The organism is Mycobacterium sp. WMMD1722, assembly GCF_049315205.1.
Classification (GTDB): domain Bacteria; phylum Actinomycetota; class Actinomycetes; order Mycobacteriales; family Mycobacteriaceae; genus Mycobacterium.
Window position 1 is genome coordinate 2878659 of the sequence record NZ_CP186056.1, and the last position, 13032, is coordinate 2891690.

The 13032-nt window shown below is 68.3% G+C and carries 16 protein-coding genes and 1 tRNA gene; 5 read left to right on the forward strand and 12 right to left on the reverse strand.

Annotation, left to right across the window (positions count from 1 at the left end; genetic code table 11):
- Positions 1-7: 7 nt before the first annotated feature.
- The 3 genes from ACN27E_RS13710 to ACN27E_RS13720 are packed head-to-tail and all read right to left on the reverse strand — an operon-like array spanning position 8 to position 3338.
- On the reverse strand, positions 8-532 hold the full coding sequence (locus ACN27E_RS13710) for a hypothetical protein (RefSeq protein WP_422742133.1): 525 nt from the start codon (positions 530-532) through the stop codon (positions 8-10).
- The gene (locus ACN27E_RS13715) at positions 529-1881 is read right to left on the reverse strand and encodes a phage portal protein (protein ID WP_422742136.1); all 1353 of its coding nucleotides are present in this window, start codon (positions 1879-1881) and stop codon (positions 529-531) included. Before ACN27E_RS13715 ends, ACN27E_RS13710 begins: the two co-directional genes overlap by 4 nt.
- On the reverse strand, positions 1878-3338 hold the full coding sequence (locus ACN27E_RS13720; protein ID WP_422742138.1) for a terminase large subunit domain-containing protein: 1461 nt from the start codon (positions 3336-3338) through the stop codon (positions 1878-1880). Before ACN27E_RS13720 ends, ACN27E_RS13715 begins: the two co-directional genes overlap by 4 nt.
- Positions 3339-3352: 14 nt before the next feature.
- Between ACN27E_RS13720 and ACN27E_RS13725 the strand changes: the two genes are divergently transcribed.
- Complete coding sequence (locus ACN27E_RS13725) at positions 3353-3601, forward strand: hypothetical protein (RefSeq protein ID WP_422742140.1); 249 nt, start codon at positions 3353-3355, stop codon at positions 3599-3601.
- 11 nt (positions 3602-3612) lie between these two features.
- Here the strand turns inward: ACN27E_RS13725 and ACN27E_RS13730 are convergent, their stop codons facing one another.
- The 4 genes from ACN27E_RS13730 to ACN27E_RS13745 form a co-directional block, all read right to left on the reverse strand.
- Entirely contained in the window at positions 3613-4110 is a 498-nt protein-coding gene (locus tag ACN27E_RS13730; protein WP_422742142.1) for an HNH endonuclease, read from the reverse strand.
- Positions 4107-4469 carry a hypothetical protein gene (locus ACN27E_RS13735; protein ID WP_422742145.1) on the reverse strand — a complete coding sequence of 121 codons (363 nt, stop codon included), beginning with the start codon at positions 4467-4469 and terminating at the stop codon, positions 4107-4109. Before ACN27E_RS13735 ends, ACN27E_RS13730 begins: the two co-directional genes overlap by 4 nt.
- Positions 4466-5254, reverse strand: a complete 789-nt coding sequence (locus ACN27E_RS13740) for a hypothetical protein (protein ID WP_422742147.1) — start codon at positions 5252-5254, stop codon at positions 4466-4468. Before ACN27E_RS13740 ends, ACN27E_RS13735 begins: the two co-directional genes overlap by 4 nt.
- Positions 5255-5370: 116 nt before the next feature.
- Positions 5371-5553 carry a helix-turn-helix domain-containing protein gene (locus ACN27E_RS13745; protein ID WP_422742149.1) on the reverse strand — a complete coding sequence of 61 codons (183 nt, stop codon included), beginning with the start codon at positions 5551-5553 and terminating at the stop codon, positions 5371-5373.
- A gap of 104 nt (positions 5554-5657) precedes the next feature.
- On the opposite strand from ACN27E_RS13745, the gene ACN27E_RS13750 reads away from it, so the two are divergent.
- Both ACN27E_RS13750 and ACN27E_RS13755 read left to right on the forward strand, forming a co-directional pair.
- Positions 5658-6197: a helix-turn-helix transcriptional regulator gene (locus ACN27E_RS13750; RefSeq protein ID WP_422742151.1), complete on the forward strand. Its 540-nt coding sequence runs from the start codon at positions 5658-5660 to the stop codon at positions 6195-6197.
- A gap of 107 nt (positions 6198-6304) precedes the next feature.
- Positions 6305-7429, forward strand: a complete 1125-nt coding sequence (locus ACN27E_RS13755; RefSeq protein ID WP_422742153.1) for a tyrosine-type recombinase/integrase — start codon at positions 6305-6307, stop codon at positions 7427-7429.
- 6 nt (positions 7430-7435) lie between these two features.
- Here ACN27E_RS13755 and ACN27E_RS13760 read toward each other — a convergent pair.
- Positions 7436-7518, reverse strand: a tRNA-Tyr gene (locus ACN27E_RS13760).
- Positions 7519-7633: 115 nt separating this feature from the next.
- Here ACN27E_RS13760 and ACN27E_RS13765 point away from each other — a divergent pair.
- Positions 7634-8125: a YajQ family cyclic di-GMP-binding protein gene (locus tag ACN27E_RS13765; RefSeq protein ID WP_422742154.1), complete on the forward strand. Its 492-nt coding sequence runs from the start codon at positions 7634-7636 to the stop codon at positions 8123-8125.
- Between the two features lie 63 nt (positions 8126-8188).
- Positions 8189-9214: an NAD(P)H-dependent glycerol-3-phosphate dehydrogenase gene (locus ACN27E_RS13770; RefSeq protein WP_422742156.1), complete on the forward strand. Its 1026-nt coding sequence runs from the start codon at positions 8189-8191 to the stop codon at positions 9212-9214.
- On the opposite strand, the gene ACN27E_RS13775 is transcribed toward ACN27E_RS13770, so the two are convergent.
- The 4 genes from ACN27E_RS13775 to grcC1 all read right to left on the reverse strand — a co-directional run bounded on the left by ACN27E_RS13775 (position 9211) and on the right by grcC1 (position 13029).
- The gene (locus tag ACN27E_RS13775; RefSeq protein WP_422742158.1) at positions 9211-10464 is read right to left on the reverse strand and encodes a sensor domain-containing phosphodiesterase; all 1254 of its coding nucleotides are present in this window, start codon (positions 10462-10464) and stop codon (positions 9211-9213) included. The two genes, ACN27E_RS13770 and ACN27E_RS13775, sit on opposite strands and share 4 nt — an antisense overlap.
- Positions 10465-10496: 32 nt before the next feature.
- Positions 10497-11009 carry a hypothetical protein gene (locus tag ACN27E_RS13780; protein WP_422742160.1) on the reverse strand — a complete coding sequence of 171 codons (513 nt, stop codon included), beginning with the start codon at positions 11007-11009 and terminating at the stop codon, positions 10497-10499.
- A 54-nt stretch (positions 11010-11063) separates the two neighbouring features.
- Complete coding sequence (gene htpX / locus ACN27E_RS13785) at positions 11064-11939, reverse strand: zinc metalloprotease HtpX (protein WP_422742163.1); 876 nt, start codon at positions 11937-11939, stop codon at positions 11064-11066.
- Between the two features lie 82 nt (positions 11940-12021).
- A complete protein-coding gene (gene grcC1 / locus ACN27E_RS13790) occupies positions 12022-13029 on the reverse strand; it encodes a nonaprenyl/(2E,6E)-farnesyl/geranylgeranyl diphosphat synthase (protein WP_422742166.1) in 1008 nt (335 codons plus the stop codon).
- Between the last annotated feature and the right edge of the window lie 3 nt (positions 13030-13032).

The following is a 13032-nucleotide window of genomic DNA, read 5'->3' on the forward strand; positions in this document are numbered from 1 at the left end:
CTGTGTCTCACGCCCTGGCGCGCAGCAGATCGGCCAGGTTCACGTCACCGGCCTTGGCCCCACCGGCGCCCTGGCCCACGTCGCCGGTCGGGCGGCGCGTCTTGAGGTGCGGTTTGCGCTCCACCAGGGCGTCAATCGCGGCGGTCAGCGCCTCGGGGTCGTCCAGGTGCCCAGCGTCGAACGGTAGGTCGGTGGGGTCGGCCAGCCTGCCGGTGGCCGCGACCAGCGCCGTGTGCAGCCGCTGTTCCAGCTGTTCAGCGCGCTGGGCACGTTCTCGGTAGCCCGCCGATTCCTTGCGCAGCTGCTCGACGTAGGCGCGGGGGAACGTCTCGGGCTGCTCCTGAGCGCCGTCGCCGCCCTCGGTGGCCGTGGTGGTGTCCGGGCCGGTGGTCCCGTCGTCCACGGTGGTCCCGTCGTCCACGGTGGTGGCGGCGGCGTCGTCCACGGTCGTGGTGTCCGTCGTCATGGTGGCGGCGTCCACCGTGTCGCTGCCTGGGGTCAGGTCGTCGCGGCGGTCGTTCGTGGTGGTCATGCGGTTGCCCTCTCGTTGTTGGTTTCCGTTGTCTCAGTGCTGTTTTCGATGCCGAGGCGGGTACGCACCTCGGCGGTCGTCAGGATGCCCTCGGCGTGCAGCTTCACGGCGGCGTCAGCCTCCTGCGCCACCGACCGGGTGGCAGGGTCGGCCCAACGCACCCGCACGCTGTAATCGTCGGGGTCGGCCTGGTTCTCGACGGCCAGCACCAGGCGGGCCACCTGCTCCCACGCCGTGCCGAACATGGCCGCCTTGGCCTCGGCCTTGGCCGTCAGTGCGGCCTCGGAGGCCCGCAGCGCGTCGGCGCTCGCAGGCTGGTCGGCCATCACCCCGACGTAATGGGCGGGCAGCGATGAGACGGCCATGATCTGCGATATGAGCACCCTGACGGCGGCCTCGTAGCTGCCGAGGTCGGCGGCGGGCAGGGCTCCGAACTTGCCTTCGGCGGCCTCGTTGACCATCAGCCGGTCGTCGTCCCCGATGGGGTTGACAGCTTCTAGGACCGGCTCGCCGTCGTCGTCTAGGACGGGCTCGCCGTCGTCGCCCACCTTGGGCCGCTCTTCCAGTTCCAGCCCGGTGGCCCAGCGGCGTGGCCGGGCGTAGTACTCGCTGCCCACCAGCAGGTCGGCCAGCGTCTTGTTCAGGCCGTCCACCAGCGGTGCGAGGTCGGCCATTTCGGACACCCCGTCAGCCAGTGTGGTGACGCCGTCCGCCAGGCCAGTCAGGCCGGTGTCCAGCAGCCGGTCACTGTTGCGCAGCGTCACGACGGGCACCACGCCCAGCGGGTTGTCTATCACCTCGGTGACCTTGAACGCCGTTGCACTGCTGGACTTCCCGACATACTTGGTGATCCTGTCCGGCTCATACAGGACCACGAACGTCTGATCGGGCACGCCCGCCGGGGTCAGGGTCTCCCACCGCTTCACGGCGGCCAGCGTCTCGCGGCTGCCGGGGTCCACCTGGACGGCCAGCTGGCGGGCCGATTCGATGGTGACCCGTGCCCGTCCACGCCGGTCAGCCCAGACCATGGCGTGGGAGCGGCCCAGCGCCAGCGCCTCCCGATGCGCAACCATCGCGAGCTGGTCCAGGTCGCACCGCAACCAGGCCGCCCACACCGCCGCTGCGCCCTCCCCGGTGAAGCCGTTGACCCGCAGCCGCTCGGCCAGCGACGTGACCGCCAACCTCGGGATGTTGGACGCGATGCGCCCGAACCGGCGGCCCAGCGCCACCTTGGCGTCCGGGCTCAAGAACGCCAGCGGCTGCTCACCGGCGTAATAGCGGTCCCAGATACCAATCTGAGCCTGTTTGGCGTCCAGCGTCGAAAGTAGTTGACCTAGAACATTATTCATCGTGCAAAGCTCCTCACCTTGTGTTTTTTCTTGTGACTTGAATGCCATGCTGCGCGGTCGTAGGCCACGATGGCGGCCACGGCGGCGTCGATTTTGCGGGGGCTGCCGCGCTTGTCTTTGGACACCAAATCTCCCATCGGGGTGCGCTTGGCCACGCAATGCGAGACGTGCGCGGCGAGTCGCGGATCACCGTCATGGGTAACGGTTCTGGTCACCACCCCCTGGAACAACCGGTCGGTGGCGGGGGCCATCCGCGAAGCGTTGGCAGTGTTCCACTCGACCACGTGTTTCTCACCGTGCCGCTGCGCCCACGCCTCTATCTCCGACCGCCACCCCCACGGGTCGGCGGCCAGCTCCACCACCTCGTAGCGCCGGAACGCCATGTCCACAGCGGCGTCTACCTCGGCACGCGGCACCCGCCAGCGCGGATCGCCGGGGTTCTCCCAGACGTCCACCACGAACAGGTGGCCGCCGTCGATAGTGCAGCCGACCAAGGCGGTGGAGTCACCAGACGCGGACCCGTCGAACGCCAGCACGACGCGCTCACGCTTCGCCACAGTCCGGTCACTGGCGCGGGTGTCCCACAACCCCCACGGCAGCCAGGCGTCCACCCCGGTGACCCACTGGCCCAGACGCAGCTGCCGGAACACCGGCTCACGCAAAGTCCGCTGTGCGGCGGCCAGGCCGTCCTCCGCGAGGAACGGGCGCCGACAACTCAGCGCCGGATTGGCCACCCGCCACGCCTTGCGGTCGTCAGCGGGGCATCCGGTCGGGGCGGCGTATTCCCGGAACCAGAAACTCGGGTCGTCCTCGCGGCGGCCATGCTCCACCAGCCGCCACATGATGCTGTCCACGCTGCTGGCCGGTGTGCTGATGGCCAGCGTCAGGGACTCGGGGCGCTTGCCCGACACACTGGTGACGGCCTCCCAGACGGCCTCGGTGACCACGTGCAGCTCGTCCACGACCAACAGGGACGGATCATGGCCATGGAGCGCGCCAGGCTCGGCGGGCAGCGGCAACAGGGTGGCGTCGTTCTCGGGCAGATACAGCCGGTCGCTGTAGACCTGGACGCGCTCGGCCAGCTCGGGTGTCAGCTCCACCATGCGGCGGGCCATCCGCAGCACGATCATGGCCTGGCGCATATCCGAGGCCACGCACAGCACCTCGGCTGACGGCGGCCCGACGAACATCTCAGCGACGGCCAGCGCGGCGGCCAGGGCTGACTTGCCGTTGCCGCGCGGGATGCTGACCAGCGCGGTGCGGATACCGGGGGCGAAAGCGCCGGCAATGATGTCCCGCTGGAAGGTGCGCAGCTCGAACGGCTCGTGAGCACCCACACCCTTGGGTGTCCGCAGGTACTCGGTGATGAACCGTATGCGGCGTGCCGCGCGACCGCCCCGATACCCGGACAGGTCCAGGGAATCGACCTCAACTGTGCCCTTAGGCCCGGCCTTCATGGCAGGCTCCGACCATGGCATTCACCGTGAGTTATCTGCCCTGGCTGGGACTTCCCAAAGACGAGTTCGGCGACCAAGCCGAGTACGAGTTCCTGGAGGGCGGCGTGCTCAAAGTTGTCTCCCCCGATACGCACGGCAAGGTCTCGTACACCCCCCAGACGGTTTGGATGAGCCTGTTCGCCGACAAGGGGCACGCGCCGGGGCCGAAGCGAAATCCCCAGGTGCACAGCTGGGACGACGTGCTGGACGACGACAAGGACTAGCATCCCGCTGCTCACGAGGCACCGCCCGGCGGTGTGTATCTCAAACTTGGCCTCCGGGATGGGGTGGGCTCGAGGTCGCTGACCCCTGCCCCCCTGGTCCGCACAGCGCGCTGCGCGGCGGCGATGCGTTCCCGGATCAGTCGGGAGGGTCGGCGGCGGGCGGTGGCCCGCAGTCTGGCCAGCACCTGCTGGGCCTCGGCGGTGGTCCAGCCGGTGGCGCCTCGGCTGGCGTTGCACGGGCGACACCGCACGGCCAGGTTCTCAGGTGCGTGGACCAGCTCGGGCGCCACGGTCTTGGGGATCACGTGGTCGGTGGTGAGGTCGCGCGACGTGCCGCAGTCGTCGCACCACGGCTGGGCACGACGTGCCCGCTTGGACAGTGCCCGCCACACGGGGTCATAGGCGGCCTGTCCGGGTCCGCGCCTCACTCGGGTGTCGGTCAGGCGGTGCTCGGGGCAGCGGGGGCCGGTGCACGGCTCGCCGCAGTCGAGGCATGGGGTCAGGGTCACCAGCGGCCCCGTCGTTCGGCGCGTTGCCGCCGCGCCGTGACCCGGCGGGAGACCGCAGCGAACGCGGCGCGCTGGGTGTCCTCACGCCACGCTGCGAGGCCGGGGCTGCCGCCGGGGCGGTCGAGGGCGGAGACCAGGGCGGCCAGCGTGGTGGTCGGCAGCTCGTCCAGCGGTGGCAGCGGCAGCGCGGCCAGCTCGGGGTTGTCGCGGCGGTAGCGTTCGGTGGCCACGGCGTAGGCGGCCTGGGCCATCCGAGCGTGGCCGCGCTCGGTGCAGGTCTCAGCGAGGGCCGCGAACACGGGCAGCAGGTGGTCCAGGTCGGCGGCGGTCAGGGCGTCCAGGTCGGGCCAGGTGGTCACGAGACCATCCCGTCGCGGTTGACGTGCAGCGTGCATCGCCGCATCGCGTCGCCGTCGTCTACGAAGCCCCGGTCGTCGCACTCGCCGCATGCGTCGATGGCCGCGAGGACGTGACGGTTGAGCCGGTCGCGGGCCTGGGCGTCCTCGGCAGCAGCGGCCTCCTGCCACTCCCGGACCGCCTGGCATTGGCGGCACGGCGCAGTTGTGCCCTCGGGGTGCCGGTCACACCGAGGCGGTCGCTGCATGGGCGGCAGTGAGGGGTTGCTGTTGCTGATCACTGTGAGGGTTGGAGGCGAGGTGGGCGCGCTCGCGCGCTTCTCTTCTTTGTCTCCTGTCTCTATAGGTAGTAGAGAGGGCGTTTTCGCCCTGGTTCCGGGGCATTTTCGCCCTGGTACCGGGGCATTTTCGCCCTGGTTGTGGATAACCGGGGCGTTTTCGCCCTGTGGCTGGTCAGAGCCGTCCTGGACCGGGGCGTTTTCGCCCCCTGGCAGGTCAGCGCTGTACGCCCACTTCTGGTCAGTTGGCGGCCCGAAACGCTTTGCTGTGACCGCACCCTTGGCCCTCAAACTCAGCAACGCGCGCTTGACTGCATCGCGGCCTCCTGGACGTTCGCCGACCAGCTGCGCGGCCATGTCTTCGTAGCTCGCCGTCCAGTACCGGCGCCCATCGTCGGCTGGGGCAAGCAGCTCGGTGCGGTACCGGATCAGGGCCAACACTGCTGCGTCCCGGAACCCGAACACCTCAAGGTCGTCCGTCTCGGTCTGCACGTACTTGGGCCTTCCCATCGGTGTTTCATCGCCTCTCTGTCAGCCGTCGCGCGTAGAGTCGGCAGCGCCTTTCGGGCAACCGAGGAAGCCCCCGCGCGACGCCAGCCACGCAGAGCCGGGGGCTTTCTTGTGGGTCATGCCGTAGTCCGCTCCTGCTCTTCCAGCCACTGCATGACGGCGGCACGACGCCACACCCGGCGGCGGCCCAGCTTGAGGCTGGGCGGCCCCTGTCCGATGTGCGCCCAGTAGCGCCAGGTGCTGGCGGGGGTGCCGGTCAGCTCTTCCAGGTCGATGCAGTCCATGTACTCAGCGGCCATGTGTGCAGTCCTTTCGATATTCGCAAGTTCTCTGATTTCGCAGTGCCACCATTGGTACCGACGTTGGTGGTGTTGGTCAATGCGAAATGAGCTATATTGCGAATATGGGAAGAAGTGAACGGATAGCTGCCCAATTTCGCAACCGCGTCAAGGCCGAACGCGACCGCCACGGCTGGTCACAGGCTGAGATGGCAAAACGACTGTCCGACAACGGAATCGACCTACACCCGACGACTATCCACAAGATTGAGAAGGGTGACCGGACAGTCCGCGTCGATGAGGCTGTGGGCATCGCAGAGCTGTTCGGCGTGTCGCTGGACGCGCTGCTGGGACGCAAGGCCAGCCGGGATGATGACCTGCTCTACGCCCTCCGCTCGGTGCTGGAGACTGCGCAGCACAGCGCCTGGCAGGTACAGACAGCCGAGACGACGATGCGCGAACGCGCCGGGGAACTGGCAGCCCTCGGTGGCCAGGACGACCTGATTGCCAAGTGCGATAGCGCATGCGTGGCCCTCGGCGAGGCGGCCCAAGCTCTGGCCGCCGTCCAGGAATGGCCGGGCAGCACTGCGGTCACCCGGAACACCCGCCGACTACTGCGGGCCATGTTGGACGCCGACGATCAAGCCGAGAGGGGCAACGAGTGAGCACCAAGCGCAACCGGCGGGCTGGTGTAGCCGACCTGTGGACCAAGACAGTGCGCGACCCTGACGGGACGCTCCGCACCGTCAACAGCTCGCGCCATGGTCGGGGGATGCGTTGGCGTGCGAGCTACGTAGACGACAGCGGCCAGGAACACACCAAAGCATTTGGACGTAAGACCGATGCTCAAAACTGGCTCAACCGCCAGGTCAGCGACCAGGTGACCGGTACGTGGACCGATCCGGCGCTATCGGGCGTCACGTTCGGGACGATGGCCGAACGCTGGCTGTCCACCAAGGCCACGCGGTCAGCCAAAACCGTGGCCGGGTACCGGTCGCTGCTGGACACGGTGGTGCTGCCACGGTGGCGTGACGTGCCGCTGCGGGACATGCGGTTCGATGACCTGCAGGTGTGGATCACCGAGCTGTCCGTGGGCGGGTCGGTGCGGTTTGAGGGGAAGGGCTTGAGCGCGTCACGGGTGCGCCAGGCCCACCAGCTCGTCGGCGCAGTGCTCAAATTCGCGGTGAAGGCCAAGCACCTGCCGGCCAACCCCGCCGATGGGGTGGAGCTGCCCAGGCTGCCAGAGACCGAACAGAAGTACCTGACCCACGACCAGCTGCACCGTGTCGCGGTGGCGTCGGGCCGCCTGCGCACCCTGGTGCTGGTGCTCGGCTACTGCGGCCTGCGGTTCGGTGAGGCTGCCGCGCTGCGGGTCGGTGACGTTGACGTGGCGGCCCGCCGCATACGGGTGCGCCGGTCGGTGACCTACGTGCGCAAGACCGGTCTGGTGGAGGGGCCGACCAAGAATCACACCGCGCGCACGGTCCCGGTTCCCACGTTCGTCGCCCGGCTGCTGGCGACTGAGGTTGCCGACCGCCCCGCCGATGCTCTGGTGTTCAGGTCTGCGCGCAGCGGTGACCACCTGACCCTCGGGCAAGCCCGCTACGCCTTCACCAAGGCCACCGCAGTTGTGGCGGGTTGCGACGGCACGCGGTTGCACGATCTACGCCACACGTGCGCGTCACTGGCGATCAGCTCGGGGGCCAACGTGAAGGTGGTGCAGCGGCTACTGGGGCATAAGACGGCGGTGCTGACGCTGGACCGGTACGGGCACCTGTTCCCTGACGACCTGGACGCGGTGGCCGATGCATTCGACGCTGCCGCCGAATCAGTTGCGTACCAACTGCGTACCGGCCCCCAGAAGGGGCCGGTCGCAGTGGCCAGAAACGTGCTCTGACCTCGGTGGCAGGTACAGGATTCGAACCTGTGTAGGCGTTAGCCGACGGATTTACAGTCCGCTCCCATTGGCCGCTCGGGCAACCTGCCGGGATGGTCGCACCGTCCTGACGGATTTGGTGCGACTAGCAGGGTACAACGAGGATGGGCCGAAGACGAAAACGCCCCAGGGCGCCAGCCGAACCAGCAGGAAGGGAGCGAATCCATGGCGGATTCCAGCTTCGACGTCGTCAGCAAGGTCGACCGCCAGGAGGTCGACAACGCGCTCAACCAGGCCGCCAAAGAGCTGAGCACGCGCTTCGACTTCCGCGGCACCGACACCACCATCGCCTGGAAGGGCGAGGAGGCCATCGAGATCGTCAGCTCCACCGAGGAGCGGGTGAAGGCGGCCGTCGACGTCTTCAAGGAGAAACTGGTCCGCCGCGACATCTCCATGAAGGCCTTCGACGCCGGCGACCCCCAGCCCAGCGGCAAGACCTACCGGGTCTCGGGCACCCTCAAGCAGGGGATCTCCAGCGAAGAGGCCAAGAAGATCACCAAGATCATCCGCGACGAGGGACCCAAGGGCGTCAAAGCCCAGATCCAGGGCGACGAGATCCGGGTGAGCTCGAAGAAGCGCGACGACCTGCAGGCGGTCATCTCGCTGCTCAAGGGTTCCGACCTGGACGTCGCGCTGCAATTCGTCAACTACCGCTGACGCGGCCCGCGGCGAGCCGCAAACCGGCCCCTCGCGAGCATCAGCGGACCTACGCTGATCGCCATGGCACCTGCGCAACGTGAACCCAATGTCGTTGTTCTCGGTGGCGGATCCTGGGGCACCACGGTGGCTTCGATCTGCTCCCGCCGCGCCCCCACCATCCAGTGGGTCCGTTCAGAGGACACCGCCAAGGACATCAACGCCAACCACCGCAATTCGCGCTACCTCGGCGACGACTGCGTGCTCAGCGAGACGTTGCGCGCCACCACCGACTTCTCCGAAGCGGCCAACTGCGCCGACGTCGTCGTCATGGGTGTCCCCTCGCACGGCTTCCGCGGCGTCCTCGAAGAGCTCGCCGGCGAACTGCGCCCGTGGGTGCCGGTGGTCTCGCTGGTGAAGGGCCTCGAGCAGGGCAGCAACAAGCGGATGAGCCAGATCGTCGGCGAGGTGCTGCCCGGGCATCCGGCCGGCATCCTCGCCGGGCCGAACATCGCCCGCGAGGTCGCCGACGGCTACGCCGCCGCAGCGGTGCTCGCCATGCCCGACCCCTACCTCGCCGCGCAGCTCGCAGAGCTGTTCCGTACCAAACGTTTCCGCACCTACACCACCGACGATGTGGTCGGCGTCGAGATGGCCGGTGCACTGAAGAACGTCTACGCCATCGCCGTCGGCATGGGCTACTCGCTGGGCATCGGCGAGAACACCCGCGCCATGGTGATCGCCCGCGCAGTCCGCGAGATGTCGAAACTCGGCGAGGCGATGGGCGGGCACCGCGACACCTTCGCCGGCCTGGCCGGCATGGGCGACCTCATCGTCACCTGCACCAGCCAGCGCAGCCGTAACCGCCACGTCGGCGAACAACTGGGTGCGGGCAAGCCGATCGACGAGATCATCGCCGCGATGAACCAGGTCGCCGAAGGCGTGAAGGCGTCGAAGGTGATCATGGAGTTCGCCGACGAGTACGGCATCAACATGCCGATCGCCCGCGAGGTCGACGGCGTGATCAACCACGGCTCCACCGTCGAACAGGCTTATCGCGGACTTGTCGCCGAGAAGCCCGGCCACGAGGTACACGGCCAGGGGTTCTAGAGCATCCGGTCGAGCATGTTGCGCGCGGCCTCGGTGACCAGCGTGCGGTCGTAGGTGATGGCGAAATCGAAGCGACGGTCCCGGTCGGCCGGTTCGGGCCGGCCCGGTTCCGGTTCGACCTCACGGGCGAGCAGGGCCACGCAATGGTGCGGTCCGAGCACCACCACCGACCATTCCTCGCACAGCGGATCGGCCGGATTCAGCGACAGCACACGGACGTTGGGATCGGGTTCGTCGGGTAACCCCTCGGCGAAGATCGCCACCAGCGGGCAGGTCTTCGCCAGCTTCCGGTACTGATTGCGGGTGCGCTCGGTGTAGTGCTCCGCGCGCTGCAACGCCGCCAGCACCATAGGTGGATCGGCCACCAGCATGGCCTGCTTCTCGATGTGCCGGGTGAACGCGTACAACGTCTGCTTGCGCGCCGTGCGCACCGGCGACTTCCCCGCGATCAGGCCGAACGGGGCGCCGGCCAGCGGCGCGTGGCCGTCGTTGCGCGCGGGGCCCTGCCACGGCACCGGCTGCTGATCGGTCAGCGACGTCGCCCGGCCATACCGGTAACCCTGTCCGAGCGACGCCCCCAGCCCGAGGGCCTGGTCCAGGTGTTCCTCGGTCTCGATGCCCTCGGCGAGAATGACCGCACCCGTGCGTTCGTGGTGGGCCAGCACCGCGGACAGGGTGCGGGCCTGATCGGCGCGCGGCTGGGTCTGCACCAGGTCGATGTCGAGTTTGACGACGTCGGGCCGCACCACGTCCAGCAGCGCCAGCGAGTCGGGGTTCACGCCGATGTCGTCGAGCGCGACGGAGAATCCGTCGGCCCGCAGCGCGGCCACCTTGCGCAGCACCGTGCGCGGGTGCGCGAGCAGCGAACGTTCGGTGAACTCGAACATCAGGTTCAGCGCGCCGTGACCGCGCTCCAACACCTCGTCGTCGCTGCGCCCCGCATAGGGGGTGGCCGGCTCACAGTTGACCAGCAGCAGGCTGCCGCGGGGAAGGTCGCTGCCCAGCGCGCCCCGGACGGCCGCGTCGATGCAGGCCCGGTCCAGCAGATCGAGCTGCCCGGTGGTCACCGCATGGGAGATGACCGGCTCGGGGCTGGGATCCGACAGATGCGGCCACCGGGCCAGCGCCTCGAACCCGACGGTGCGGCCGTCATCCAGCGACACGATCGGTTGGTAGGCAGGGGCGATCCCGACCCCGGCAACCGCCGCATCCAGAGCATCGGCGCGCTCGGAGCTACTGCGAATCGACACGGACCTCCGAACTGCACGCGGCGGAACGCCGCCTAGCCGCGACTGAGGAGCGGATTGGTGACACCGACGGTGTAACTACCCGCCGGACTGATGACGAAACCGGCACCGGTCTGCGCATCGCTGCACGTGGTGGCGACCCCGTCGGTGCCGCAGCTCAGCGTGCGGTAGCTCAGCCGGGTGTTGGGCGCCAGCGGTTTGGCCTCACCGGCCATCGCGAACACCGGCGCCGGCGTCGAGCTGAACCCCGGCAGGCCGCCGATGGAGCCGCTGACCAGGTTGGCGCCGTTGGGTGCGCCCGGCATGGCGCCGTTGCACCCGTACATCCCGCTGCGCTGGATCACGCAGGTGAGCCCCTCCGACGCGGTGAACGCGTACCAGGTGCCGTCCATGACGGCGAAGTCCTTGGGGTTCACCGGCGCGAAGGCGTTGACGTTGGGAAGCGGTGGCGGCGGTGGCGGTGCAGGTTGTGCAGCCGCGACCCCCGGCACACCAACGACAGCCGCCCCCACGGCTCCCACCACGCCGATCAGTGTTCTGCTCAGCACGCAGTCACCCTAACGCGGGCCCACAGTGTTCACCACAGGTACGCGTGGCGACCGTCAGTAGTGACCGGGCCCGCGGCCGGCCATGTCCTCGAGCCGACGGATCCGATCCTCGATCGGCGGATGCGTCGAGAACATCTTGCCCATCTTCTCGCCGGCGCGGAACGGGCTGGCGATCATCAGGTGCGCCTGATCGGCCAGCTGTGGTTGGGGCGGCAGCGGCGCCGCCTCCACCCCACCGGCGATCTTGCGCAGCGCCGATGCCAGCGCCAACGGATCACCGGTCAACTCGGCGCCCGACTGGTCGGCCTGATACTCCCGCGACCGCGACACCGCCAGCCGCACCACCGTCGCGGCGATCGGGCCTAGCAGCGAAACCAGCAGCAGCGCAAAAGGATTGGTGCCCTCTCGGTTGCCGCCGAACATCCCGGCGAATACGGCGATGTTGGCCAGTGCGGTGATGATCGACGCCATCGCGCCGGCCACACACGAGATCAGGATGTCGCGGTTGTACACGTGGGACAGTTCGTGGCCCAGCACCGCGCGCAGCTCGCGCTCGTTGAGGATCTGCAGGATTCCCGTGGTGCAGCACACGGCGGAGTTACGCGGGTTACGTCCCGTCGCGAAAGCGTTCGGGTTGGCGGTGTCGGAGATGTAGAGCCGCGGCATCGGCTGGTGCGCGGCGTTGGCCAGTTCCCGCACGATCCGGTACATCACCGGGGCCTGCAGCTCACTGACCGGCTGGGCGTGCATGGCCCGCAGCGCCATCTTGTCGCTGTTGAAGTAGACGTAGACGTTCATGCCGACGGCGAACAGCACCGCCAGCGCCATGATGGACCTACCGAACAGCGAACCGATGAAGACGATCAGCGCCGACATGCCGACCAGCAACAGGAACGTCTTGATCCTGTTGGCATGCGGATTCCACGTCATCGAATCTCATCTCCTATGAGTCTTGCGAAACGATCCTCGCTGACTGAACGCTGCACACCGCGCCGTCGGTTCCGCGCACAGCTCAGCCGTGCCGGGTGATCGTGTAGTCGACCAGCGAGGCCAGCGCTTGCCGGCCCGGGCCCTCGGGCAGCTGCGCGAGCTCGTCGCGAGCCTCCTGCGCATAGCGCGTCACCGTCGCCTTCGCATGCCCCATGCCTGGCGAGCGGCGTAGCAGCCGCAACGCTTCGGCCAGATCCTCGTCATTGTCGACCGGCTCGGCGAGCAACTCGCGGAGCCGATCGGCATCCGCCCCAGTCTCGCGCAGAGCGAAGAGAACGGGCAGCGTGTGAACACCCTCACGCAGATCGGTGCCCGGAATCTTGCCCGACTCGTCGGGATCGCTGTCGATGTCGATGATGTCGTCGGATATCTGGAACGCCGTGCCGACGATGCCGCCCAGGCGTGCCAGCCGTTCGATCTGCTCGTCACCGGCTCCGGAGAATGTGGCGCCGAACCGACCCGAGGCAGCGATCAGGCAGGCCGTCTTCTCGTACACCACCTTGAGGTAATGCTCGACCTCGTCACCGCCATCGGCCGCCCCGCGGGTCTCGCGCATCTGACCGGTGACCAGCTGGGCGAAGGTGTCGGCGATGACCCGTACCGCATCGGGTCCGAGCCGCGAGACCAGTCGTGACGCCGTCGCGAACAGGTAGTCGCCGGCCAGGATGGCGATGTTGTTACTCCAGCGGGCGTTCGCACTGGGCGCGCCCCGGCGCAGTTGGGCCTCGTCCATGACGTCGTCGTGATACAGCGTGGCCAGATGCACCAGCTCGATCACCGCGCCGGCGACCGTCACCTGCCAGGCGTCGGGCTGCGGGCCGAGCCGTGCCGCGAGCACGGTGAACAAGGGACGGAAGCGTTTACCGCCGGCCCGGAAGAGGTGCTGCACCGCCTCGGCCATCAGCTCGTCGGCCCGGCCAAGTTCCTCCGACATCAGCTCTTCGATCCGGGCCACCCCGTCGCGAACTTCTGCCGCGAAAGCCGGATCGCCGAAGTCGACCCCTGCCACCACGGTCGCTGGTGTCCTCACCCT

Excerpts from the sequence above, each read along its gene's own strand:
- ACN27E_RS13740 (WP_422742147.1), bottom strand. The coding sequence starts at position 5,254 with ATGGGAAGGCCCAAGTACGTGCAGACCGAGACGGACGACCTTGAGGTG.
- ACN27E_RS13750 (WP_422742151.1), top strand. The coding sequence starts at position 5,658 with ATGGGAAGAAGTGAACGGATAGCTGCCCAATTTCGCAACCGCGTCAAG.
- ACN27E_RS13745 (WP_422742149.1), bottom strand. The coding sequence starts at position 5,553 with ATGGCCGCTGAGTACATGGACTGCATCGACCTGGAAGAGCTGACCGGC.
- ACN27E_RS13710 (WP_422742133.1), bottom strand. The coding sequence starts at position 532 with ATGACCACCACGAACGACCGCCGCGACGACCTGACCCCAGGCAGCGAC.
- htpX (WP_422742163.1), bottom strand. The coding sequence starts at position 11,939 with ATGACGTGGAATCCGCATGCCAACAGGATCAAGACGTTCCTGTTGCTG.
- ACN27E_RS13770 (WP_422742156.1), top strand. The coding sequence starts at position 8,189 with ATGGCACCTGCGCAACGTGAACCCAATGTCGTTGTTCTCGGTGGCGGA.
- ACN27E_RS13715 (WP_422742136.1), bottom strand. The coding sequence starts at position 1,881 with ATGAATAATGTTCTAGGTCAACTACTTTCGACGCTGGACGCCAAACAG.
- ACN27E_RS13720 (WP_422742138.1), bottom strand. The coding sequence starts at position 3,338 with ATGAAGGCCGGGCCTAAGGGCACAGTTGAGGTCGATTCCCTGGACCTG.
- ACN27E_RS13725 (WP_422742140.1), top strand. The coding sequence starts at position 3,353 with ATGGCATTCACCGTGAGTTATCTGCCCTGGCTGGGACTTCCCAAAGAC.
- ACN27E_RS13765 (WP_422742154.1), top strand. The coding sequence starts at position 7,634 with ATGGCGGATTCCAGCTTCGACGTCGTCAGCAAGGTCGACCGCCAGGAG.
- ACN27E_RS13755 (WP_422742153.1), top strand. The coding sequence starts at position 6,305 with ATGCGTTGGCGTGCGAGCTACGTAGACGACAGCGGCCAGGAACACACC.